We start from the raw sequence: 24206 nt of genomic DNA, 5'->3' as shown, positions 1-24206 counted from the left end.
GCCCGGCGCTATCCGGCCGGACCGGGCCTACGCGGTGTCCGCGCGCAGCCGGAACCAGTAGAAGCCGTGGCCCCCGAGGGTCAGCGGATACGGCGGCCGGCCGACGGCCGGGAAACGGACCCCGCCGAACAGCTCCACAGGGTACCGGCCTTCGAAGCCGCGCAGATCGACTTCGGTCGGCTGGGCGAAGCGGGAGAAGTTGTGGACGCAGAGCACGAGGTCGTCCTCGTGTTCACGGAGGAAGGCGAGGACGGCCGGGTTGGAGGAGGGCAGTTCGGTGTAGGTGCCGAGGCCGAAGGCAGGGTTCTGCTTGCGGATCTCAATCATCCGCCGCGTCCAGTGGAGTAAGGAGGACGGGGAGGCCATGGCCGCCTCGACGTTGGTGACCTGGTAGCCGTGGACCGGGTCCATGATCGTCGGGAGGAAGAGCCGTCCCGGATCGCAGGAGGAGAAGCCGGCGTTGCGGTCAGGGGTCCACTGCATGGGGGTGCGGACGGCGTCGCGGTCGCCGAGCCAGATGTTGTCGCCCATGCCGATCTCGTCGCCGTAGTAGAGGATCGGCGAGCCGGGCAGGGACAGGAGCAGCGCGGTGAACAGCTCGATCTGGTCGCGGTCGTTGTCGAGGAGCGGGGCGAGGCGGCGGCGGATGCCGATGTTGGCCCGCATCCGCGGGTCCTTCGCGTACTCGGCCCACATGTAGTCGCGTTCCTCGTCGGTGACCATCTCCAGGGTCAGTTCGTCGTGGTTGCGCAGGAAGATCCCCCACTGGCAGCCCGCGGGGATCGCGGGCGTCTTCGCCAGGATCTCGGAGACCGGGTGGCGGGACTCACGCCGCACCGCCATGAAGATGCGGGGCATGACCGGGAAGTGGAACGCCATGTGGCACTCGTCGCCGCCCGACGCGTAGTCGCCGAAGTAGTCCACCACGTCCTCGGGCCACTGGTTCGCCTCGGCGAGCAGCACCGTGTCCGGGAACTGCGCGTCGATCTCCTCGCGCACCCGCCTGAGGAAGGCGTGCGTGGCGGGCAGGTTCTCGCAGTTCGTCCCCTCGCGCTGGTAGAGGTACGGGACCGCGTCGAGGCGGAATCCGTCGATGCCGAGGTCGAGCCAGAACTTGAGGGCGGCGAGGATCTCCTCCTGGACGGCGGGGTTCTCGTAGTTGAGGTCGGGCTGGTGGGAGAAGAAGCGGTGCCAGTAGTACTGGCGGCGGACGGGGTCGTAGCTCCAGTTGGAGGCTTCGGTGTCGACGAAGATGATGCGGGCGTCGGGGTAGCGGGTGTCGTCGTCGGCCCAGACGTAGTAGTCGCCGTAGGGGCCCTCGGGGTTGCTGCGGGATTCCTGGAACCACGGGTGCTGGTCGCTGGTGTGGTTCATGACGAAGTCGATGATGACGCGCATGCCGCGCTGGTGGGCGGCGTCGGTGAACTCGACGAAGTCGGCGAGGTCGCCGAATTCGGGCAGGACGGCGGTGTAGTCGGAGACGTCGTAACCGCCGTCTTTGAGGGGGGACTTGAAGAAGGGGGGCAGCCAGAGGCAGTCGACGCCGAGCCACTGGAGGTAGTCCAGTTTGGCGGTGAGGCCCTTCAGGTCGCCGACGCCGTCGCCGTTGCTGTCGTGGAAGGAGCGGACGAGGACCTCGTAGAAGACGGCTCGTTTGAACCAGTCCGGGTCGCGGTCCCTGGCCGGCGTGTCCTCGAAGGTGTCCGGTACGGGCTCGTTGACGGTCATGGTGTGGGTGACCCTCCGGTCTGCTGGGTGGACGGTCGCTGAGTCGTGCGGACGTGCGCGGGCGTGCGGCCCGGCCGGAGGCGGACGGGTGCGGAGCCGCCCCGGTGATACGTCTCGCCGGTGAGCGCATGGCGCACCGGCACCGACTCGCGCCAGTCCAGGCCGAGTTGCGGCATGTCCAACGACACCGTCGCCTCCTGGGTGTGGTGCGGGCCGAGGTTCACGACCACCACGACCGCGGTCGTCCCGCTCCGCTTCGGGTACGCGATCACCGCCTCCCCGTCCACGGGGCGGAAGCGCAGGTCGCGCCCGCGCGGGCGGGCGTGGTGCACGCCGGCGGCGGCGAAGAGGCTGCGCCGCATGGAGGAGGTGGCGTCCGCCGCCAGTGCGGTGAGGCACTCCGCCGGACGGCCGGGTGCGTGTGGCGGCCGTCCCCGCGGAAGGTGCGCACGCCCCGGGCGGCGTCTCCCCCCCTGGGCCCGCGCCGGGCGCGTCCGGCACGCCGACCGCGGTCGGCGTGTGCCGCGGCGCCCCGGACGTCCTCCCCACGGCCGTCCCGGCGCACCCGGCGCCGCGCGACAGGAGCAGCCTTCCGTGCCGGAGGGGCCGGACACAAGACGGCACCGGGGGAGGGAACCGGCCATACCGGTCGCCCGGGGGGGTTAGCCCGTACGGTCCCCGGTGACGGGTCCGTTCAGGCCGACACGGACATCCACGGACGATGTGCCCCATCCGGCCCCGCCCCGCCGGTACCGTCGCACCCGGCGAGGTGACGCCCACCCCGTCCAATCGAGCGAACGCGCTGAGGTGGAGTGTGAAGGCGATCCGTCGACTGACCGTCCGTCCCGTTCTCCCCGACCCCCTCCGGCCGCTCAGCGATCTGGCACGCAACCTGCGCTGGTCCTGGCACACGGAGACCCGCGAACTCTTCCGGTCCGTCGACCCCGAGTGCTGGTCCGCGTGCGGCGGCGACCCCGTACGGCTGCTCGGCACCGTCTCGCCCGCCCGGCTCGCCGAGCTGGCCGCGGACCCCGGCTTCCTGGAGCGGCTGACGGCGGCGGCCGACGACCTCGCCCACTACACGGGCGGCGAGCGCTGGTACCAGGAGCGGCCCGGCCGGCTGCCCGCCGCCGTCGCCTACTTCTCCCCCGAGTTCGGCATCACCGCCGCCCTGCCCCAGTACTCCGGCGGCCTCGGCATCCTCGCCGGCGACCACCTCAAGTCCGCCAGCGACCTCGGGGTGCCGCTCGTCGGCGTCGGCCTGCTCTACCGGCACGGCTACTTCCGGCAGAGTCTGTCCCGCGACGGCTGGCAGCAGGAGACCTACCCCGTCCTCGACCCCCACGAGCTGCCGCTCACCCTCCTCAAGGAGGCCGACGGCACCCCCGCCCGGGTCGCCCTCGCCCTGCCCGGCGGCCGGGAACTGCGCGCCCGGATCTGGCTCGCCCAGGTCGGCCGCGTCCCGCTGCTGCTCCTCGACTCCGACGTGGAGGAGAACGGCCCCGGCGAACGCGGTGTCACCGACCGGCTCTACGGCGGCGGCAGCGAGCACCGGCTCCACCAGGAGATGCTGCTCGGCATGGGCGGTGTCCGGGCGGTGCGCGCGTACTGCCGGCTCAGCGGGCACCCGGCGCCCGAGGTGTTCCACACCAACGAGGGCCACGCCGGTTTCCTCGGCCTGGAGCGCATCGCCGAACTCTGCGACGAGGGGCTGGAGTTCGACTCCGCGCTGGAGGCGGTGCGGGCCGGCACCGTCTTCACCACGCACACCCCCGTGCCGGCCGGCATCGACCGCTTCGACCGCGCCCTGGTCGCCCGCCACTTCGGGCCCGGCGCCGAACTCCCGCGCATCGACGTCGAACGCGTCCTGCTCCTCGGCACCGAGACCTACCCGGGCGGCGAGCCCCAGCTCTTCAACATGGCCGTGATGGGGCTGCGCCTGGCCCAGCGCGCCAACGGCGTCTCCCTGCTGCACGGCCAGGTCAGCCGCGAGATGTTCCAGGGGCTGTGGCCGGGGTTCAACGCCGCCGAGGTGCCGATCACCTCCGTCACCAACGGGGTGCACGCGCCGACCTGGGTCGCCCCCGAGGTGCTGCGGCTCGGCGCCCGCCACAGTGGCCGGCGGCGGGCCGAGGAGGCGCTCGCCGTCGGCGGCTCCGACCGCTGGGACTCGCTCGCGGATCTGCCCGCCGGGGAGGTGTGGGAGCTGCGGCGCACCCTGCGCGAGCAGTTGGTGACCGAGGTGCGCGAACGGCTGCGGGCCTCCTGGCGGCAGCGCGGCGCCGGCACCGCCGAACTGGGCTGGATCGACGGGGCCCTCGACCCGGACGTCCTCACCATCGGCTTCGCCCGCCGCGTCCCCTCGTACAAGCGGCTCACGCTGATGCTGCACGACCGGGAGCGGCTGACCGGCCTGCTGCTGCACCCGGAGCGGCCGGTGCAGATCGTGGTCGCCGGCAAGGCGCACCCGGCCGACGACGGCGGCAAGCGGCTCATCCAGGACCTGGTGCGCTTCGCCGACGACGCGCGGGTGCGGCACCGGATCGTCTTCCTGCCGGACTACGGCATGGCGATGGCGCAGAAGCTCTACCCGGGGTGCGACATCTGGCTCAACAACCCGCTGCGGCCGCTGGAGGCGTGCGGCACCAGCGGGATGAAGGCCGCGCTCAACGGCTGCCTCAACCTGTCGGTGCTGGACGGCTGGTGGGACGAGTGGTTCCGGCCCGACTTCGGCTGGGCGATCCCCACCGCCGACGGTCCCGGCACCGACCCCGACCACCGGGACGCGATGGAGGCCGCCGCCCTCTACGACCTGCTGGAGCAGCGGGTGACCCCGCGCTTCTACGAGCGCGGCGAGAGCGGGCTGCCCGACCGCTGGATCGAGATGGTCCGCCGCACCCTGAGCCTGCTCGGGCCCAAGGTGCTGGCCGGGCGGATGGTCCGCGAGTACGTGGAGCGGCTCTACACCCCGGCCGCCGAGGCGCACCGGGCGATGGACGCGGACGCCGCCCGTGAACTGGCCGGGTGGAAGGCCCGGGTGCGGGCGGCCTGGCCCGCGGTGGGCGTCGAGCACGTGGAGACGTCCGCGGCGACGGCCACGGCGGAACTGGGCACCACGCTCGGGCTGCGGGTGCGCGTCGGGCTCGGCGACCTCGTCCCCGACGACGTCGAGGTGCAGGCGGTCTTGGGCCGGGTCGACTCCGAGGACGGCATCACCGACGCGGCGTGCGTGCCGCTGAAGCCGGCGGGCGGCCCCGACCTGGACGGACGCTGGGTCTACGAGGGCCCCCTCGCCCTGGACCGGACCGGGCCCTTCGGCTACACGGTCCGCATCCTGCCCGCCCACCGGCTGCTGGCCTCCGGCGCCGAACCGGGGCTCGTCGCGCTGCCCGCCGGCGAGCAGGGGGAGGCGGCCGGGATGCTGATGCGGTGAAGGCCCCCGGCCCCGGCGGGGGACCTCAGTCCTCGGCGACCTCGTCGCACATGCGGCGCAGGACGGTGCCGCAGCGGCGGGCGTAGGCGTGCTGGAAACCCCGGGCCGCCGGCCCGCCCGCACGGGCGAACCAGGTCGCCGGGCGGCTGAAGGAGCGGACCGTCAGCCAGACCGTGCCGTCGCCGGTGCGGTCCACGACGAACGCCTCCTCGCCCGACTCGGGGTGACCGGGCAGCGTGCCGTAGGCCCAGCCGGCCCGGCGGTGCTCCTCCAGCGTCCACACCACCCGGCACGGTGCCTTGATCATCCCGGCCAGGGTGACGGTGACGTCCGTGCCGGGCTCCGCCCGCTCGGTGCTCGCCTCGAAGCCGATGCCGAGGGCCCGGTGCATCTCCCAGGCGAAGACGGCCTCGACCGCCCGGCGGAACACCACCTCGCCCTCCCCGAGGCGGGCGCGGACGTGCAACGGGCGGAATCCGGGCGGGCAGGGGCCCTCGTCACGGGTGGCGCCGACGTCGTCGTAGGTGAAGGACATGGGGCCCTAGCCTAGCCAGGCCGCCGGTCTCGCGGACTCCCCCGGCCCGGCTCGGGCCCCATGGCCGGTCAGTAGCGGACGGCGCCGTAGTCGATGGGCTCGGCGGGGTAGGCCGCCGCGCGTCGGGCCAGGCCCCGCATCCGCTCGCGCATCTCGTCGGCGGGCAGGCGGTGGAAGTCGCCGTGGCCCGGCAGCACCCACTCGAAGGTCAGCTCCTCCGCTCCGCGGGCCACCGAGTCGGCGAGGGTCCGGATCGAGTCGTAGACGACGCTGTGGGCCACTTCCAGGGTCTGCTGGGAGTGGGACCAGAAGAAGGCGTCTCCGGTGAAGCAGAACGTGTCGTCCGCGATGAACAGGGTGCTGCCGGCGGTGTGGCCGGGGAAGGGGTGGGCGACGACGCCGGGGCCGATCTCGACGGGTTCGGTGCCGCGGATGACGTGGTCGGCGTCGGGCAGGGCGTGCAGGTCTCCCTCGTGGACCCAGAGCCGCGCCTGGAACGCGTCGGCGTACTCGCGGGCGTGCGCCACGTGGTCGAGGTGCGTGATCAGGACGTCGGTGACCTTGCCGGCCCTCTCCTCGTAGCGGCGGGCGAGCGCGGGCCGCCACCGGGGGGTGTCGATCATCATCGCCGTACCGTCCGGGCGGCGCAGCAGGTACGAGGTGGCGCCGTAGGTCCGCGGCGAGGCGTGCCCGCAGAGGTGGACGACGCCCTCGTCGTCCAGGGCCCGGGGGTAGGGGTCCGAGTCGGGGGAGAGCGCGCCGGTGGGGGGCCGGACCGACCGGGTCGGGCAGGCGTGGGCGGCCAGGTACATCTTCTCCTCGTCCCCCTCCGTCTCCGGCTGGCGGATGACCTGCGACAGGCCGCCGTACCGGCCGCCCTCCGCGAAGGCGATCATGCCGGGGGCGTAGGCCCTGGCGATGTTGCAGTTCATGCAGCGGTCGTCGACGTGCCACCCCTTCTCCGTCGTGTTCTCCGTCGTGTTCTCCGTCGTGCGGGTGTCCTGCTGGTCCGGTGTGGTGCTCATGGGTTCCGCTCTCGTGTGAAGGGATGCCCGCGGGGCGGGCGGCCGGGGATCGGGTGACGCCGCCGTCACAGGTCGAGGACCAGACGCGGGCCGCGGGCGCGGGAGACGCAGATCATGAGCGTTTCGCCCGACTCCCGTTCCCCGGGGCCGAGGACGGAGTCCCGGTGGTCGGGCTCGCCCTCCAGCACCCCCGTCTCGCACGTCCCGCAGATGCCCTCCGCGCACGAGCTGAGCACCGGGGCCCCGGCCGCGCGGGCCACCTCCAGAATGCTGCGCCCCGGCGGCACCCGCAGGGTGAGATCCGAGCGGGCGAGCACCACGTCGAACGCCGACTCCGTGGCGGGGGAGGGGAGTTCGGCGGCGTGGAACCGTTCGGCCCGGAGAGTCCCGGGGGGCCACGCCCGGCAGCGGTCCTCCACGGCGGTGAGCATCGCCTCGGGGCCGCAGCAGTAGACGAGCGTCCCCTTCTCCGGCGTGCCGAGGTGTCCGTCGAGGTCGGGCAGCCCGCACCGGTCCTGGGGAACGACACGCACCGCGTCCCCGTAGACGGCCAGTTCGTCCAGGAAGGCCATCGAGGCGAGGCTCCGCCCGCCGTACAGCAGGCGCCACCGCACCCCGGCCGCTTCGGCCGCCGCGACCATCGGCAGCAGCGGGGTGATCCCGATCCCGCCGGCCACGAACAGGCAGCGGCCGGCGGGCCGGAAGGCGAAGTTCTCACGCGGCCCGCGGACCCGTACCGGCACACCGGCGTGCAGCTTGTCGTGCACGTACGCCGAGCCACCGCGGCTCCCGGGGGCGCGCAGTACGGCGATCCTCCAGGCCGAGCGGTCGGCGGTGTCGCCGCACAGCGAGTAGTGCCGGACCAGGCCGTCGCCGAGCAGCAACTCGACGTGCGCGCCGGGCCGCCATGACGGCAGCGGCCCGCCGTCCGGACGGGCGAGCGTCAGGGCGAGTACCGCGTCGGCGGCCTCGGCCCGCCGCGTGACGGTCAGGCACATCTCACCGACGGGGGAGTGGGGGGTGCTCACAGAGGATTCCCGCTTTCACAGGAGACGGAGCGGCACCCGCGCCGAAGGGAGAAAGCCGACGCGGCTGACGCTGGGGACGAGTCAGGTCATGGAGCGCGCGACGGAAGGCAGGCGACGGAAGGCGTTGTCCGGGGGGAACCCTAACCGGTACACACCCTAGTGCGTTATCGGTTCGTTATGGGGAGAGGCGGGGTGGCGGTCGTATCCGGCCATGCGTGACGGTCAAGTAACTGTACCTTCTGGATGGTACAGTTACGGCTATGCGACCCAGCTCGAAGAACCTGATCCTGGATGCCGCGGTCCGCGTGACCGAGCGCGAGGGCATCACCGGACTGACCCTGGAATCGGCGGCCGAGGAGGCCGGCGTCACCAAGGGCGGACTCATGTACCACTTCCGCACCAGGGACGACCTGCTGCTCGCGATCCAGCGCCATCTGACCGCGGCGTGGGAGGAGCGGCTGGTGGCCGAGGTCGGAAAGCCGCTCCAGGACGCCGCGCCGCGCGAACTGACCGCCGCCTACGCCCGGGTCGGTACGGAACTCGGCGCCAGCAAGGCGGAACTCGCCTTCATGATCGAGTCCGTGAACCACCCGGAACTGGCGCGAGTCTGGACCGACCTCATGGGGCACCTGGACGCGCCGACGCGGTCCAGCGACCCCCAGGACGTCGACCTGCTCCTGGCGCGGCTGGCCATCGACGGCCTCTGGCTCTACGAAGCCACCGGCGGCGCCCCCCTTCCCGGACCGGTCCGGGAGGCCGTACGGCGAAGGCTCCTCGCGCTGACCGAGAGCGCGACCGCCGACTGAGCGCCGGGCCCGCCTCGCGACCGCCGACTGAGCCCCGTGGCCGCCTCGCGACCGCCTCCGACGGCCGGGCGCTCCTCGCGCCCGGCGCACCCGACCGATCCCGACAACGGACGAAAGACGAGTGAAAGCATGGCCAGTTCCCGACGCTGGTGGCTGCTGGGGACCGTGGCAGTGGGTCTGCTGCTGATCTCGGTCGACATGACCGTCCTCTACACGGCGTTGCCGACGCTCACCGAGGAGCTGCGCGCGGACCCGTCGCAGAAGCTGTGGATCATCAACGCCTACCCGCTGGTCATGGCCGGACTGCTGCTCGGAGCGGGCACGCTCGGCGACCGCATCGGGCACAAGAAAATGTTCCTGACCGGTCTCGTCCTCTTCGGTCTCGCCTCGACGGTGGCGGCGTTCGCTCCCTCGCCCTCCGTGCTGATCGGAGCGCGGGCGTTCCTCGCGGTCGGCGCGGCGGCGATGATGCCGGCCACCCTGTCGCTGATCCGCACCACCTTCGAGGACGAGCACGAGCGGAACATCGCGATCGGGGTGTGGGGCACGATGTCCGTGGTCGGCATCGCGATCGGCCCCGTCCTCGGCGGCTTCCTGCTGGAGCACTTCTGGTGGGGCTCCGTCTTCCTGATCAACGTGCCCGTGGTCATCCTCGCGCTGGCCGCCGGGACCGTCCTCGCCCCCGGCGGCTCCGGGCGCGCGGACCGGCCCTGGGACTTCCTCGGCTCCGTGCAGGTCATGGCGGGACTCGTCGGCCTGGTGTACGCCGTCAAGGAAGCCACCCGGCCCGGCAGCGAACCGCTCGCCGTCGCGGTCGCCCTCCTCGTCGCGGCTGCCGGGTTCACGCTGTTCGTACGGCGTCAGCGCCGCCAGAGCCATCCGCTGATCGACTTCGCCCTGCTGCGCGACCCCCGGCTCCGGTCCGGCATGGTGGCCGCCGCCCTGGCGATGTTCGCCGCCGCGGGCGTCCAGCTCGTGCTCACCCAGCGCCTCCAACTGGTCATGGGCCTCACCCCCCTGCGCGCGGGGCTCCTGGTCGCCGCCTTCGCGGTCGGCTGCCTGCCCTCCGGCATCGTCGCGGGCTCACTCGTCCACCGCACCGGGCCCCGCCCCCTGATCGCCGGCGGCCTCCTCACCGGCGCCGCCGGAGTCCTGCTCACCCTGCTCCTGACCCCCGGAGTGGTCGGGTTCCTCGACGTCCACCCCGACCACCCCCTGTGGATCACCCCCGGCCTGGTCGCCGCCGGGGCCGGGACGGGCCTGGCGATGACGGCCGCCTCCGCCGCCATCATGAGCAACGCACCCGCCCACCGGGCGGGTATGGCCGCCTCGGTCGAGGAAGTCTCCTACGAACTCGGCAGCCTCTTCGGCGTCGCCGTCCTCGGCGGCGTCCTCGGCTCCCTCTACGCCTCCACCGTCCGTCTGCCCCCGGGCTCACCCGACGCCGCGGCACAGAGCCCGGACGCCGCCCGTGCCGCCGCCGCCGAACTGCCCGCCAAACACGCGGGCCCCCTGCTGGACGCGGCGCGCTCCGCCTTCGACAACGGCTACACCCTCACCCTGCTGATCACCGTCGCGGTCCTCGCCGCCGGAAGCGTCCTCACCGCCCGCCTCCTCTCCCGCCCCGCCCCGGCGCCGGCACCGGCGGAGAAGGAGCCCGCGGCGTGAGCGTCTGCCTGCTTCCGCCGGCAGCCCTCGCCCTGGCCGCCACCCTCTGGGCACCCAGCGCCCTCTCCCGGTCGCGATGGCCCGCACGAGAGCCGGTCCTCGGCCTCTGGGCATGGCAGTGCCTGACCGCCACCGCTCTCCTCAGCTACCTCTGCGCACTGCTGATCAGCGCCGCACCCGTCGTCGAGGCCACCCGGGCCGGCCCCGCGGGCCCCGGCTCCCCGGTACTCACCGCCGCCCGCGACCTCGCCGTCACCCGCCCCTGGGCCGCCGCGCTCACCCTGCTCCTGGCCTCCGGGGCGGGGTGGACCGCGGCCTGCCTCGCCAGGGAGCTGGTCCACGCCTGGCGGCACCGCGGCGCGCGCCGGACACACCTGCGCGAACGGGCGCCCGACCTGCCCACGACCCTGCCCGCCGCCCGGGGGCCGGTGCTCGTCCTGGAGGACGAGTACCCCGACGCCTGGCTCACCCCCAGCTTCCCGCCCCAACTCGCCGTCACCACCGGGGCGTTACGCAAGCTCACCGAGCGGCAGCTCGAAGCCGTCCTCACCCACGAACTCGTCCACGCCCGCGCCCGCCACAACTGGCTGCTGCACCTGTCCACGGCACTCGCCACCGGCTTCCCCCGCGTCCCCCTCTTCGCCCACTTCTGCGACCAGACGCACCGCCTGGTCGAGCTCGCCGCCGACGACACCGCCGCACGCCGCTGCGGTCACCGGACGACAGCCCTCGCCCTCATCGAACTCAACCGACACCGCGGGGTACCCACCCGCGCCGTCAGCCGCCCCCTGCTCAGCCAACGGCTCGAACGCCTGCTGCATCCCCCCGATCGCCTGCCCCTTCGCCGCCGGGCGGCAACCTCACTGGCCGTGGGCCTGGCCCCACTTCTCTTCTTGTCCATCGCCCTGACCCTCATGACGGCCGGCCCGGGGTGAACCAGGGGCCCCACCGGGCCCTCGGCCGGGTGGGCCCCTGGTCCCCCGGGCCCTCGGACGGCCACGGGCCGCGGTGCGGATCTCGGCGGGGTGATCCGGCCCGATCCGCACCGCGGCCCGCTCTCACGGTCAGGTGACGTTGATCGCCGTCCAGGCCGCGGCCACCGTCTGGTACTCGGTGCTGGAGGCGCCGTAGAGGGCGGACGCCGCGTTCAGGGTCGCGGTGCGGGCGCCCTTGTAGTTGGTGGTGGACGTCATGTACGTGGTCAGCGCCTTGTACCAGATCTGGAGCGCCTTGGCGCGGCCGATGCCGGTGACGGTGGAGCCGTCGTAGGTCGGGGAGTTGTAGCTCACCCCGTTGACCGTCTTCGCGCCGCTGCCCTCGGCGAGCAGGTAGAAGAAGTGGTTGGCCGGGCCGGACGAGTAGTGCACGTCGACGCCGCCGAGGCCGGAGGACCAGTAGTCCTTGGACGCGCCGTCCTTGCTCGGCTTGTCCATGTAGCGCAGCGGGGTGCCGTTGCCGTTGATGTCGATCTTCTCGCCGATGAGGTAGTCGCCCGGGTCGGAGGCGTTGTTGGCGTAGAACTCGGCGCCGGTGCCGAAGATGTCGCTGGTCGCCTCGTTGAGGCCGCCGGACTCGCCGCTGTAGACGAGGCCCGCGGTGTTCGAGGTGACGCCGTGGCTCATCTCGTGCCCGGCGACGTCCAGCGAGGTCAGCGGGCGGACGTTGCCGGCGCCGTCGCCGTAGGTCATGCAGAAGCAACTGTCGGACCAGAAGGCGTTGATGTACTGGTTCCCGTAGTGGACGCGGGAGTAGGCCGCCTTGCCGTCGTTGCGGATGCCGTTGCGGCCGAAGGTGTTCTTGTAGAAGTCCCAGGTGACCTGGGCGCCGTAGGCGGCGTCGACGGCGGCCGTCTGGTCGGTGGCGGAGCTGGAGGCGGTGCCGGTGCCCCAGACGTCGTCGGCGTCGGTGAACAGGGTGCCGGTGCCGGAGGTGCCGCGGGCCAGGTTGTACGTCTTGTGGCCGCCGCGCGAGGCGTCGGTGAGCTGGTACGTCGAGCCCGACAGGGTGGTGCCGAGGGTGACCGTGCCGGAGTACAGGCTCTTGCCGGTGCCGGTCTCGATGGCCTGGTACTCGTAGAGCTTGGCGCCGGTGGCCGCGTCGGTGATGACGTGCAGCTCGTTGGGGGTGCCGTCCTCCTGGAAGCCGCCGACCACCGTCTCGTAGGCCAGGACCGGGGTGCCGTTCGCCGCCCAGACCACCTTGCGCGGGGCCGCGTCGGCCTCGGCCTCGCCGGCGCCGGCCGCCTCGGCGGCGGACAGCGCCTGCCGCTCGGCGGTGGCCGCGGCGACCTTCGGCGTCACGGTGGCCACCTTGATGGCGGTGTTCGTCGCTCTGGTCACGCCCTGGGTGGCACCGGCGGCGCTGCGGTGGACGACGAGGTCGCCGCCGAGGACGGGCAGCCCGTCGTAGGTGCGCTCGTAGCGGGTGTGCACGGTGCCGTCGGCGTCCTTGACGACGTCCTTGACGACCAGCTTCTCCATGGCGCCGAGGCCGATCTCGCCGGCGGTGCGGGCCGCGTCGCCCTGCCGCTCCTGGATGAGCGCGGCACGGGCGGTGTCCGACATCAGGACCGGCGCGGCGGCCAGGACGGGCTGTGCGCCGGCGTCGGCGGTGGCGCTGCCGGCGGTCAGGCCGGTGGTGAGCAGGGCGCCGGCGGCCACCGCGGTGGCGAGGGCCAGCGTGGTGCGCTTGTGGCGCGTGAAGAGGGGGGTCACACGAACTCCTTCGGTGGGGAGTCCGGTCGGCGTGGGGTGCTCCGGCCGGAGGGACTGCGAAGTTGTGCGGCGGGTGAGGGAAGGGTGGCACCGCTGCCGCGTACATGTCAGGAGGGTGTGGCGGGGTTGACCGAAAACCGTCGTCCGGATGACAGGCGCGTGCCGCCGGACGCCTCTGACCTCGGCAAAGCCGCAACAAGGCGAGCGCAATCGCTCGGCAAAGAGCGGCGGGCCGGTGACGTCGTCCGGGGCGGGTGTCGCCGGGAGGCGCGGGGGCGTCGGACGGTGTCGGGGGAGGCGCCGGGCGGATGCGGTCCCGTATGGGCGCCGTGGGGGTGGTGGGCCGCCCTGGCGGGGGCGGGGGAGCGGTTCACGCCAGGTGGACGCCGGTAAGTTGGCCGGAAACCGTTCGGTGTTCGGGAGGGCGCGTCCGCTATGCGGGGCCCCCGAGGGTCCCGTGGCGAAGCACGGTGTGGAGCATGTCGTCAGTGATGACGGGCGACCGGCCGCCGTACTTTCCCTTGCGGGCCGCGTGCCGAGCCCTTCGACGGTGGATTCGCGGATGTTCTCCCGCTCGGTCTCTGCCATCGCGGCGAAGAACGCGAACAGCAGCTTGCCGGGGCCGCTGGGTCGTACATCCCCGGCAGTGGGCCGGCGAGCATCTCCAGCACCAGGCCGTGCGCGGTCAGATGGCCCGCGAGGGCGGTCGGCTCTGCTGCATCCCGTCCCAGCCGTTTCCTCTTGTACACGGTGAAGATCACGTGGCAGTGCGGGGCCTGCGCCTTGATCTCCCGCCTGGTCTTCAGAGCCTGCTCGAAGGCGGGGCGTATGCGGATGCGGGCAGCGGCAGGGGCGCGATTGAGCCTCTACATGACGTGCATGAGATCACGGACTCCTGGACGGTCCTTGTACGGGTGCAGTGCCGCGGCCACCTCTCGGAGCCTGGACTGCGCACGGGCCGACTCGACGCCCGTGAGGTGGGCGGCCTGCAGGGCCAGTGCGGTGCAGGCGCCGATGTCGCCCGAGACACGATATGTGTCGGCCAGGTCAAGAGCCGCCAGCATGTAGTCGCGGGGGTAGGCGGGGCCGGTCACGGCCAAGCGCTGCTTGAGGTAGGGCGTTGCCTCCTCCGGCTTGCTCGCGGCGAGCCAGGCGCGGCCGGTCGCTGCGTCGAGCGCGTGTGGAGTGAGCCACTGTGACCACCAGGGCCCGTCTGGGCCGGCGTCCTGGAGGAGTTCGTGGCCGCGGTCGCGTGCGCTGCTGAGCGCGTCGCTGTCGCCGCGGCGTCCTGCGGCGAAGATTTCCCGGTCGGCGATGACCGCGCGCACGCGGGGTGGGAGATCGCCGTGGGAGGCGACGTCGAGGAGCGTCTTGGCTTCCTGGTGCTGCCCGAGCCAGGATGCCTGATAGGCGGCCGAGGCCAGGAGGTTGTGCGCCGCGAAGCGGGCGGGACCGGCCGGTGCGACCTCGCGGGCCAGGCGTAGTCCGGTCTGGTAGACGCGTTGTGCCTGCGCGTGGCGGTCCGCGTCGAACAGCATCCACCCGTACTGCTCACAGACCTCGATGAAGGCTGTGTGCAGGCGGTCGGCCTCAGCATTGCGGTAGCGGGCGTTGAGGACCACACGGGCGACGCTCTGCCACAGTCCGTGCGCCCAGTCGAGATTGCTGGAGCTGCCTTCGGTGTCGTCCAGGGCGCGTAGCTCTTGGACACCGTTTTCGATGCTGGTGACCAGGCGGAGGGAGAGGCGGTCGCCGCTTTGTGCGGCTCCCAGCGCTCCGCCGGACATGAGGAGTGCCAGGCCGGGCGCTGTGACAGCGGCACCGCTGAGGAGGGTACGGCGGTCCATGGAGTCGGGGTCTCCCTTGCTGATCTCGTAGAGCAGGTCGGGCAGGACGGCGTCGCCGGGGGTGTCCAGGCATGGGCGGACGGGGCTGTGCCGGCGGCGTCGTGGCCCGTCCCAGTCCAGTTCCTGGGCTGTCACGCGGCGTCCGGCTCGGAAGCTGAGCACGGCGAGTGCGTCCGCCTGATTGGCCTTGTCGGGTCGGACTGGCACCGGGCGGAGCCACGGGTACGCGCTCTTGAGGTGCAGCGGCGGTAACCCGCGGCGGGCACGCAGTTCGTTGATGCGCGCGGCCAACTGTTCGGGTTTCATTCCGAGCTGCGTCAGGAGAGTGGCAAGCGGCGCTGGACCATCCGGCTGCGGCTCCACCACGGCACTCCTTCCGGGCACACAACGCGTCTGCCGACGCTAGCGCGAAGCGCTCCGAACCGGCACCTGGCGCGGATGAAACCCGGTGTACGTACACCGAGTTGCGTGCGTACACCCCGTCCACCCCGTACACCGCGTGGACGGCTGTTCCCCCGGGCCCTGGTTGCGGTTCTCTGTCGTGCAGCGAACGAGGAGCAAGGAGGAGGAGAGTGGAGCAATCACCCGACGACCGATGGCACGCCCAGAGTGCTCGTACGGATGCGCGAACGGCCACCAGAGGTGACGTGGTCGGACCGTGCACGAGCGGACAGACCCGCTATCCGCGCTACTTCAGTCGTGCTGCCGGGCCCTACCTGTGGGATCTGGAGGGGAAGCGGTACGTCGACCTCAACCTCGGGTACGGGCCCGTCGTCCTCGGACACGCCGACGGACGGGTGACCGAGGCGGTGCTCTGCGAACTGCGCAACGGCAACTGCATCGCTCCGCTGTGGAGCCGCCGCCAGAGCGAGCTCACCGACCTGCTGGTCTCGGTGGTGCCCGGAGCGGAGATGGCGTACCTGCTCAAGACCGGGTCCGACGCGACGAGTACAGCGGTACGGCTGTCCCGGATCTTCACCGGGCGCTCCAAGGTGATCCGCTGGGGCTACAACGGCTGGCACGACTGGGCAGCAGGTATCCCGGCCGGTGTTCCGGAAGCGACCCGCTCCGACACGCTGTTGTTCGACTACAGCGATCTCGGCACGTTGCGTGATGCGTTCGCCCGTCATCCCGGGCAGGTGGCGTGCGTGCTGATGATGCCGTTCGGCGACGAGACGGCCCCCGAGGGCCACCTGCAGAAGATCCGCGACATCGCGCATGAGCACGGGGCGCTGTTCGTCCTCGACGAGATGCGCTCGGGTTTCCGGCTGGGCCTGTCCGGTGCTCAGGGACTCCTGGGCGTCCAGGCGGACGTCAGCACGTTCAGCAAGGCCATGGCGAACGGGCATCCCATCTCCGCCGTCGTCGGGCGGGCCGACGTGCTGTCGGCGTTGGCCCGTACCCGGATCTCGTCGACGTTCTACGCGGACCCCGCACCGATGGCCGCGGCGCTCACCACGATCCGGGTCCTGCGGGACACCGATGCGTTGGAGCGGATCCGGAAGGCCGGCTCCGCCTTCCAGGACGGCCTGTCGGCGCTCGTCGACCGGCATCGTGTGCCGGCCCGGGTGGTCGGCTACCCGCCGATGCCGTTCCTTCAGTTCACTCACCCCGATCCGGTCATTCGCGAGCGGATGAGCACGGCCTTCGCCGCCGGGGCGGCGCAGCGCGGGGTGCTGCTGCATCCGAGCCACCAGTGGTTCCTGTCCGCCGCACACACCAGCGAGGACGTCGAGTTCGCGCTGGACGGCTGTGACCGGGCGCTGGCCGCGCTCGAACCGGTGCTCGCGACGCGACCCGCCTGATCAACGCCGGGGTGCCTCCCCTCGGGGTGCGTCCCGGTGCCGTCTGTCCGTAGGCGGTGGCCCGCCGTCGAAGGCACGGATTCATTCGCAGCTCGCCGACGAGTTCGGCTGAAGCAATAGAGGAGACCACGAGTGACGACAACCCGCCTCATCGCACCCTCCGACACGGAACAGGCGGCCAGAAACCGGCTCATGGAGCTGTTCGCCGAGCGGCCGATCCCCGATGACGCGCTGCTCGACCACCTCGAAGTCTTCATGCGCCCGCAGCGCATCAACGAGATCCTCACACTCGAACAGCTCTACCGGCACATCCTCGGCGTCCACGGGATCATCGTCGAGTTCGGTGTCCGCTGGGGCCGCCACCTGTCCGTGTTCAACGCGTTGCGTGCCCGCCACGAGCCGACCAACATGTACCGGAAGATCGTCGGGTTCGACACCTTCACCGGTTTCCTCGACCCGTCCCCCCAGGACGGCGACTCCGACCGGGTCTTCATGGGCAGCATGAGCGTCACACCCGGCTACGAGAGCTACCTGGACCAGGTCCTGCGCCTGCACGAGGCCGAGGCGCCGATGGCGCACATCCAGCGGTTCGAACTGTGCAAGGGCGACGCCCCGGAGCAGCTGGCCGCGTACCTGGAACGCAACCCGCAGACGATCGTGGCACTCGCCTACTTCGACATGGACCTGCACGATCCGACCCGTGCGTGCCTGGAGTTGCTGCGCCCGCACATGCCCGCTGGTGGTGTGCTGGCCTTCGACGAACTGACGCACCCGGACTTTCCCGGGGAGACCGTGGCACTGAAGAACGCGGTCGACCTCGCCGGCCACCGCGTCCAGCGGTTCCCGCAGTCGCCGTACCCCGCGTTCGTGGTGCTGTGATGGGTGCCCTCACGCAGGTCCTGCGGTGGGCCGCCGGTGCGCACGAGATCCCCGAGGACCAGGATTTCGACGACCGCGTACTGCTCGATCTGATGGGACAGCACGCGCTCAGCGGCCGTCTGCAGCGTCGCCTGCCCGCCGGGCCGCAGTGGCTGCGCCACCGGATCGGCGGGCCCGTGGCGGCGATGCATTCCGACACCCTGGCGCTTGCCGAGGCCCATATCCGCGCGGTCGACCGCATCGTGGCCGACCTGGGTGAGCAGACGCCACCGGTGGTGGTGAAGGGCATCGCCACGGGGTTGCTCACCGGCGAGAGGCACCTGCTGCGGTGCGGGGACATCGACCTGGTCTGTGCCGACGGCGGGCCGCTGATCGAGACCCTGACGAGGCTCGGTTACGAGCGCACCCGGGCACCGTTCCTTCACGAGCTCGGCGAGTTCACCCGTGAGGGTGTGGAGATCGACGTGCACGCCTACCTTCCAGTGCCTGGGTACGGTGCGGTGCGGCACGCGGACCTCACACCCCCCGAACCTCCGAAGACCTGGTACCAGCCGCGCCGTGTTCCCTCGATGAACCCGATCCGGCACGGCCGGCTGGTGGACGGCGGCACCGTCACGGTGGGCCGGGTGAGTGTTCCCGACCCCTGCCTGCTGGCCATCGTGCTCTGCGGCCATGCCTTCTTGAACTTCACCAACATGTGGTCGCTGTCCCATCGCGCCAAGCCGTACGTCAAGCTGGCGGAGCTGGCCGACCTGCGCGCCCTGGTCCGCCACGAGGCGTTCGACACCAAGCGGTTCCTCAAGCTGGTCGCAGATCTCGACGCGTGGGACGCAGTGGGATGGGCCGGCTGGGCATCGACCGTGCTCCTCGGAAGGAATCCGCTGCCCGTGCCGGCCGGCACCGGGCCGTTCCCCCGCTGTCTGTGGTGGGACTTCTGGGCGCGGCTTCCGGTCGACGAGGAGACACTGCTCCTGCCCTACTGGTTCAACCCCGCCACTGTAATCCCCCTGCTGCCGAGCCGGATCGAGCTGGACACCGGCCGCCCGACGCCGCCCTGGACGGTTGAGATCCGCCACGACGGCGGCCAGGCCACCGTCGTCGTCGGCCTGCCGGAACGCACCCGTGCGGCGACCGAACGTGGCCGGGTCGACTTCGGTACGGGCGGAACGGAGTGGACCCTGTCCGATGGCCGGCTGACCGCTGTCGGCAGCCACGTGGCCTGTGACCTGCTGGCCGGACGTCGCATCCGGCTGCGCTACCGCGTCCCGGGCGGCGAGATGCTGGTCGGCGTGGCCGAGCAGGACGCGTCCGGAGCGCTGCTGTCGGCGCTGCTGCTTCCCGTCACGGCGAACCCGGGGGACGTGCGGTGAGCAGCGCCACCCGGCTCCCCGGATACTCCTGGGACACCACCGGCCGAATCGAGGCCGGCGTCCAAGCCCTGATCGGCGAACGGCTGGCGGCACTGCCGCAGCGCTCCGCCACGGTGGCGAACCGGCTGCGCGGAGTCACCGGGGACTGTCGTCTCGCCGCGCTCTACCTGCGGCCGGACATGCCCGACGCCGTCGTCCGGCTGTGTGAACGCCTCGCGGCCACCCACAACGCGCAGGAGCGCGCCCGACTGCACCACGAGATCGGGCGGGCCCGGTTCGCCCGCCCCGGCACCGCGCAGGTACGCCTCACGGACGACCTGGAACACGTGCTGACGGCGACTACGGCGGCCGACGCCCCCACGCGGGCGTACGTCCCTGATCCCGGGCACCGGGGCATGATCGCCGCCCTGCTGGACGGCTTCGGCACGGGGTTCGGGGACTTCGTGGAGAGCCGGCACGAGGTGCCCGGACCCAACGCGCGCCTGCGCCAAGGCATCGTCAAGTCGTGGCATCTGCCTGACGGCACCCGCGTGATCAGCAAGCGCGCCAACCCGGCCAAGCCTGGCAGGTTCGCTCAGGAACAGGTCGCCTACCGCGCCATCGCCGCCCGGCTCGCCGGTGAGATCACCTTCGGCCGTGACCGGCGCCTTCGGCTCGCACCCCTGCTCGCGACCATCCACGACGGCACATCCGGCCACGTCTACGCCCTCTGGCAGTGGGCTCCCGGGAAGACCGCCGAGTCGATGCTGCTGGCACCGGGCGAGCACACCTCGCTGCTGCGCGACTACCGGGACCTGATGGACGCCCTACTGGAGCGCGGCATCCTCTGGGGCGACCTGAGTCCCCGAAACGTCCTCGTCCACGGCCGGACGCACCATCTCGTCGACTTCGAGAAGACACAGGTCCCCCGAGAGACCCCTGTACCGCACGGGGACCGGGGCGACTACTGCCGCGGTCAGGTCGGAGTCGAAGAGCTCGGGGTCCTGTGCCCCGAGGAGCAGGTCCGCGCATGTCTGCACGGCTATCTGGATCCCGACGTCTGGGACTTCGACGCGCCGGGCCCGGTGCCGTTCTCGCCGCGCCCGGAGGTGACGGCGGTACTCGCCGGACGCGGCATCACCGATCCGGACCTCGGCACCTACAACCGGACCGACCGGCAGATCTGGCAGGTCCGGTCACCAGACCGTGAGCCTGCCACCGGGCAGCCCCGCTATCCGGGCCTGGTCAACTTCCGTGTCGAGCACTACCTGAGCTGCGCGGGCCGCACCGACGCGGACGACTACGACCGCAAGACCACCGAAATCCTGATCGCGGGCCGTCGGCTCGGATGCTTCGACGCTGCCGTGCAGGCCGTCGCCGACGCGGCGGACGAGGCGGAACGGCAATTCGTTGTCGCCGAGGCCGCCGAGCTCCTCGCCGGCAACGACACCGGCCCCGTCCCCGCGCCGCGCGCGGCAATCCGAGCCCTGGTGGACTGCATCGACGTCCTGGATGCCGCCCGGCAGGACCCCGATCGCTTCCGGTCCACCTGCACGGCCTTGAGAAGGGACGGACGATGACACGAACACCGTTGCCTGGACCCGTCCGCCTACGCACCGACCAAGTTGTCCGCATCGGCCCGCTCAGCGCGCGCATCGCCAGCGACGTTCCCGGCTTCCCCGCACTGCACTATTTCAGCCGAGCCGCCCAAGTGCCCCACAACACCGTGCCCGACGTGGAACTGTGGTGCCTGTCGCACGCCGCTCCCGGCCTGCCCGCCGACACCACGGCACGCGCCCGCAACCTCGCCTCCGGCTACTACGTGACCGACCACTTCGGCCCCCCGGTGCTCATGTCCAGCTCGGGCAACCGGATCGTGCTCGTGGGGGACCGCCTGGAACGGCTGGTCTGGCCGTATGTCGTGAAGTACCTGCTTCTGCGGCACACCACCACCGCCGGTGGACTCTTCCTCAAAGCGGCCGCCCTCGCCACCGAAGACGGCGCGACGCTGATCGTCGGCCGAGGCGGGGCCGGCAAGTCCGTCCTGCTCACCGGACTCTGCCGAAACGGCGCAACGTTCATCACCAACTCACACGTGGTCCTCACCGACGACTTGGTCCAGGGAGTCGCGAGCACCATGCGGATGCGGCCCGGCCCCTGGCTGGACCCGGCGGCCACCACCGCGGCCCTCGACCCGCGCGAGCGTCTCGTCGACCCCTACGAAGCGTTCCCCCACCACACGGACGCCGCAGTACCGCTGCGCGCCGTATGGATCGCTGACTTCCGTACACCCGACGAGCACGAGGTGCGGCAACTGCCCCCCGAGGAGGCGGTCACCATCGCCGAGCAGTTCGCCTTCGGACTCAACGTCTACCGGCTCGAAGAGGACCTGCTGGACCTGTGCGGCGGCGACTACCGAGCCTTCGCCGCGCACTACGGACGGATGCGGGCACAACTGCACGCGGCGGTCACCAGCTGCCCCACCTACCGCGTGCACTCGAACGTCCAGCTCACTGCACACCGCGACCGGCTTCTCCAACTGCTCTGTGACGGAGGTACCTCATGAACGGCGCCATCATCGGCTACGGCACCATCGCGGCCGGTCACGTTATCGGATACCGCCAGACCGAAGGCATCGACGTGACCGCCGTCGTCGACCCCACCCCCGCACGCGCACAGGCCGCCCGCAGCACCGGGCTCCGCGCGTACGCCACCTACGAGGAGATGGTCGACAACGAGAATCCGGACTTCATCGACATCTGCACGCCGCCCAACAGCCACGCCTGCTACATCGAGCTCGGGCTGCGCGACGGGCTGCACGTGCTGTGCGAAAAGCCCGTGCTGATGCCGTACGAGGGACGCTACGACCGCCTGCTCGGCCAGATCGCCGCCTCGAACAAGGTGTTCTACCCCTGCCACAACTACAAGTTCGCCCCCATTCTGGCGACCATGCAGCAGGTCGTGCGCAGCCCCGGCTTCGGCGACGTCCTCAGCGCCCGCTTCCGCACCCTGCGCCAGGGCCACGCCGTCGGCGTCGCCGATTGGAACCCCCACTGGCGGCGCGATCCGCTCATCGCCGGCGGCGGGATCCTCCGAGACCACGGCCCTCACAGCGTGTACCTGGCGACCCACCTGACCGGACGCACGCCGCTGGCCGTGTCCTGCCTGAGCGGTGCCATGCGCCACGACGGCCACACCGGCACGGAGGACACCGCGATGCTGATGATCCGGTGCGACGACGACGTCCAGATCGAACTGGACGTGACCTGGTCGGCCGGCTACCGCAACAGCTACTACTCGATCACCGGCACCGGCGGCACCGTCGCCGTGGAGAACGACGACGTCCGCTACAGCCTGGACGGCCGGCTGCACCGCACGACCCTGCCCTCCAACTTCGACGACCCCCAGCACAGCGACTGGTTCGCCGCGATGTTCACGGACTTCCTGACCAAGACACGGCACCCGGAACAGGCGGCACCACTGCTGGCCGATTCGTTGACGACCTCCCTGGTGATCGACGGCGCCTACGCCTCGGCGGCCGACAACGGCCGGTGGGTCGAGCTGACGCCGGCACAGGACCTGCTCATCGGCGCCGCGCGATGACACCGCCAGACCTGGGCGCCGGCCCGCAGGCACTCAACGAAATCCGGGACTGGCTCAGCAGTCGGCCCGGCGACCGGGCCGTGCTCGCCACCGGCTGCTTCGACCTTCTGCACGCGGGCCATCTGTGCTTCTTGGAACAGGCGAGAGAGCTCGGTGACCTCCTGGTCGTCGGCGTGAACAGCGACCTGTCCGTCCGGCACCTCAAAGGCCCGAGTAGGCCCATCGTCGGTGAACACGAACGCGCCACGCTCGTGGGCGCTCTCAAGTGCGTCGACCTGGTCTTCCTCTACGACGAGCCCACCGCCGACCGCCAGATCCGCTTCCTGCGCCCGCAGGTCTTCGCCACCGCGCGCGCAAGTATCTCCGCCTACCCCAGCGAAGTGGCGTCCGCCGCCGCGGTCGCGGCCCAAGTGCACGCGGTCGAGCGGATCGCGCCGTACTCGACGACCAGGCTGGTCGACACCCTGCGAGCGCACCCATGACGCAGGAGGTCATCACCACCGGCACCGCTCCGTGGGTCCCGGTGCCACACCTGATGGAGGTGGTCCGTGCGCACTCCTACCCGCCACAGCACCTGACCACCGCCGCCTTCGGCCTCGTATGCGAGGCTCAAGGCCACGTGCTGCTGACGCACGTCAACCTCCCCGGACGGGGCTGGGACGTGCCCGGCGGCCACATCGACCCGGGCGAGGACGCCCGGCAGGCCGCAGCGAGAGAGATCAGCGAAGAGACCGGGCTCCTCGTGCCCGCACAGGCGCTGACACTGCTCGGCTGGCAACGCTTCACCCTGCACGAGAGACCGCAGGCCGGCTACCCGTACCCGTTCCCCATGTCGTACACGCTCATGTTCACCGCGCGGATCGGCCTCGCCGATCCGCCGGTGCACCCACCTCGGGATTCGGAGTGCGGGCCGGCCGGATGGTTCACTCCTGAGCAGGTCCGGCATCGGTGCGCGACCTGCACATGGCTGCCCTTCCTCGCTCTGCTCCGCGAAGTCCGTTCCCCTCCCGGCGTCTCACCGAACCGAGAAGCCTGAGCCTCCCGCGTCGGGCACGAGGAGGCACCGACCGAGAAGAGTCACCCGCATCTCTATGCCGGGCCGCTTGGGGAACGCTCCTCAAGCGGCCCGAAGCCCTCGGGCAGGGGAATCCCGAACCGCCGGCACAGCAAGGGCACGTCGTGGCGATCGACATCACGAGCCGGATACCCGGTGTGCCAGCGCACCGCCCACTCGGCCGACTCGCACCGCACCGCAGTCCCGGCAATCGAACCATGTCCGGCGAGTGCTTCAGCCGGGAAAGGACCACCATCCACCACGGACCCGTAGTGCAGTGATCCGTCAGCGAGCGGCTCGTAGAGATGCAAGTCGACCCGCAACCGAACGCCGTCGTGCAAGACGAAGTTCCACGGCCTGTCACCAGGCCACGGGAAGATCCGGTCGACACCAGCCTCCGCGAACGCGACGAACAACTGCTCAAGATGTGCGGCCGGCGCCCATACGTCAAGGTCGGAATGTTCTCGCGTCTGCTCCCCGAGCAGCGCATCCACACCCCAGCCGCCCCCGATACACGCATCTACGCCGTGGGCGTCGAGCCGCTCCACAAGCGCAACGACATCCTTGGCTGACATCGAATAATCGCTCACCACGTCAGGGTAGAGGCCGGCCCGGCCCCACATCTGGTGATTACTACGGCTTCGCCGGACCCAGGGCAGCCGGTCCCTGGCCCTAGTCCCGACCACTCCACGGCGCGGACAACGTCACCGTGCCATCACCGGACATCTCCAC

At 71.4% G+C, this 24206-nt stretch carries 19 protein-coding genes and 1 pseudogene; 12 read left to right on the top strand and 8 right to left on the bottom strand.

Annotation, left to right across the window (positions count from 1 at the left end; all coding sequences use genetic code 11):
* Nucleotides 1-27: 27 nt before the first annotated feature.
* Nucleotides 28-1728: a maltose alpha-D-glucosyltransferase gene (treS, locus tag J5Y05_RS16640; protein WP_210873134.1), complete on the bottom strand. Its 1701-nt coding sequence runs from the start codon at nt 1726-1728 to the stop codon at nt 28-30.
* Nucleotides 1725-2036 (bottom strand): annotated as a pseudogene (locus J5Y05_RS16635) (alpha-1,4-glucan--maltose-1-phosphate maltosyltransferase); the annotation flags it as partial. The gene treS and the pseudogene J5Y05_RS16635, both read right to left, overlap by 4 nt.
* Before the next feature lie 506 nt (nt 2037-2542).
* Between J5Y05_RS16635 and J5Y05_RS16630 the strand changes: the two are divergent.
* On the top strand, nt 2543-5161 hold the full coding sequence (locus J5Y05_RS16630) for a glycosyltransferase family 1 protein (RefSeq protein ID WP_210873132.1): 2619 nt from the start codon (nt 2543-2545) through the stop codon (nt 5159-5161).
* 25 nt (nt 5162-5186) lie between these two features.
* On the opposite strand, the gene J5Y05_RS16625 is transcribed toward J5Y05_RS16630, so the two are convergent.
* From J5Y05_RS16625 to J5Y05_RS16615, 3 genes are all read right to left on the bottom strand, one after another.
* The gene (locus tag J5Y05_RS16625) at nt 5187-5696 is read right to left on the bottom strand and encodes a DUF1990 domain-containing protein (protein ID WP_210873130.1); all 510 of its coding nucleotides are present in this window, start codon (nt 5694-5696) and stop codon (nt 5187-5189) included.
* A gap of 68 nt (nt 5697-5764) precedes the next feature.
* On the bottom strand, nt 5765-6721 hold the full coding sequence (locus J5Y05_RS16620; protein WP_210873127.1) for an MBL fold metallo-hydrolase: 957 nt from the start codon (nt 6719-6721) through the stop codon (nt 5765-5767).
* A gap of 65 nt (nt 6722-6786) precedes the next feature.
* Nucleotides 6787-7749 (bottom strand): PDR/VanB family oxidoreductase, encoded by a 963-nt coding sequence (locus J5Y05_RS16615; protein ID WP_372450495.1) that lies wholly within the window; start codon nt 7747-7749, stop codon nt 6787-6789.
* A 260-nt stretch (nt 7750-8009) separates the two neighbouring features.
* On the opposite strand from J5Y05_RS16615, the gene J5Y05_RS16610 reads away from it, so the two are divergent.
* From J5Y05_RS16610 to J5Y05_RS16600, 3 genes are all read left to right on the top strand, one after another.
* A complete protein-coding gene (locus J5Y05_RS16610) occupies nt 8010-8555 on the top strand; it encodes a TetR/AcrR family transcriptional regulator (RefSeq protein WP_210873125.1) in 546 nt (181 codons plus the stop codon).
* 129 nt (nt 8556-8684) lie between these two features.
* Entirely contained in the window at nt 8685-10223 is a 1539-nt protein-coding gene (locus tag J5Y05_RS16605; protein WP_210873124.1) for an MFS transporter, read from the top strand.
* The gene (locus J5Y05_RS16600; RefSeq protein ID WP_210873122.1) at nt 10220-11158 is read left to right on the top strand and encodes a M56 family metallopeptidase; all 939 of its coding nucleotides are present in this window, start codon (nt 10220-10222) and stop codon (nt 11156-11158) included. Before J5Y05_RS16605 ends, J5Y05_RS16600 begins: the two co-directional genes overlap by 4 nt.
* Nucleotides 11159-11287: 129 nt before the next feature.
* Here J5Y05_RS16600 and J5Y05_RS16595 read toward each other — a convergent pair whose 3' ends face one another.
* Both J5Y05_RS16595 and J5Y05_RS16590 read right to left on the bottom strand, forming a co-directional pair.
* Nucleotides 11288-12937 carry a M4 family metallopeptidase gene (locus tag J5Y05_RS16595; protein WP_210873121.1) on the bottom strand — a complete coding sequence of 550 codons (1650 nt, stop codon included), beginning with the start codon at nt 12935-12937 and terminating at the stop codon, nt 11288-11290.
* A gap of 866 nt (nt 12938-13803) precedes the next feature.
* Nucleotides 13804-15147 carry an NsdA family TPR-like regulatory protein gene (locus tag J5Y05_RS16590; protein WP_504740154.1) on the bottom strand — a complete coding sequence of 448 codons (1344 nt, stop codon included), beginning with the start codon at nt 15145-15147 and terminating at the stop codon, nt 13804-13806.
* A gap of 284 nt (nt 15148-15431) precedes the next feature.
* Between J5Y05_RS16590 and J5Y05_RS16585 the strand changes: the two genes are divergently transcribed.
* From J5Y05_RS16585 to J5Y05_RS16550, 8 genes are all read left to right on the top strand, one after another.
* A complete protein-coding gene (locus tag J5Y05_RS16585; protein WP_210873117.1) occupies nt 15432-16589 on the top strand; it encodes an aspartate aminotransferase family protein in 1158 nt (385 codons plus the stop codon).
* A 132-nt stretch (nt 16590-16721) separates the two neighbouring features.
* On the top strand, nt 16722-17468 hold the full coding sequence (locus tag J5Y05_RS16580; RefSeq protein WP_210873115.1) for a class I SAM-dependent methyltransferase: 747 nt from the start codon (nt 16722-16724) through the stop codon (nt 17466-17468).
* Nucleotides 17468-18838, top strand: coding sequence for a nucleotidyltransferase family protein (locus J5Y05_RS16575; protein ID WP_210873113.1), 1371 nt, complete (start codon nt 17468-17470; stop codon nt 18836-18838). The genes J5Y05_RS16580 and J5Y05_RS16575 overlap by 1 nt, the downstream gene beginning before the upstream one ends.
* Complete coding sequence (locus J5Y05_RS16570) at nt 18835-20397, top strand: protein kinase family protein (RefSeq protein ID WP_210873112.1); 1563 nt, start codon at nt 18835-18837, stop codon at nt 20395-20397. Before J5Y05_RS16575 ends, J5Y05_RS16570 begins: the two co-directional genes overlap by 4 nt.
* A gap of 11 nt (nt 20398-20408) precedes the next feature.
* On the top strand, nt 20409-21383 hold the full coding sequence (locus tag J5Y05_RS16565) for a hypothetical protein (protein WP_210873110.1): 975 nt from the start codon (nt 20409-20411) through the stop codon (nt 21381-21383).
* Nucleotides 21380-22420: a Gfo/Idh/MocA family protein gene (locus tag J5Y05_RS16560; RefSeq protein ID WP_210873108.1), complete on the top strand. Its 1041-nt coding sequence runs from the start codon at nt 21380-21382 to the stop codon at nt 22418-22420. Before J5Y05_RS16565 ends, J5Y05_RS16560 begins: the two co-directional genes overlap by 4 nt.
* Complete coding sequence (locus J5Y05_RS16555) at nt 22417-22902, top strand: adenylyltransferase/cytidyltransferase family protein (protein ID WP_210873106.1); 486 nt, start codon at nt 22417-22419, stop codon at nt 22900-22902. Before J5Y05_RS16560 ends, J5Y05_RS16555 begins: the two co-directional genes overlap by 4 nt.
* Complete coding sequence (locus tag J5Y05_RS16550) at nt 22899-23456, top strand: NUDIX hydrolase (RefSeq protein ID WP_247614798.1); 558 nt, start codon at nt 22899-22901, stop codon at nt 23454-23456. The genes J5Y05_RS16555 and J5Y05_RS16550 overlap by 4 nt, the downstream gene beginning before the upstream one ends.
* 53 nt (nt 23457-23509) lie before the next feature.
* Here J5Y05_RS16550 and J5Y05_RS16545 read toward each other — a convergent pair whose 3' ends face one another.
* Nucleotides 23510-24064 (bottom strand): nucleotidyltransferase domain-containing protein, encoded by a 555-nt coding sequence (locus tag J5Y05_RS16545; protein ID WP_307853952.1) that lies wholly within the window; start codon nt 24062-24064, stop codon nt 23510-23512.
* Nucleotides 24065-24206 lie beyond the last annotated feature (142 nt).

It is taken from the genome of Streptomyces tagetis, from assembly GCF_018069565.1.
Taxonomy (GTDB): Bacteria; Actinomycetota; Actinomycetes; order Streptomycetales; family Streptomycetaceae; genus Streptomyces; species Streptomyces tagetis.
This window is presented reverse-complemented; position numbering and strand designations above follow the sequence as displayed.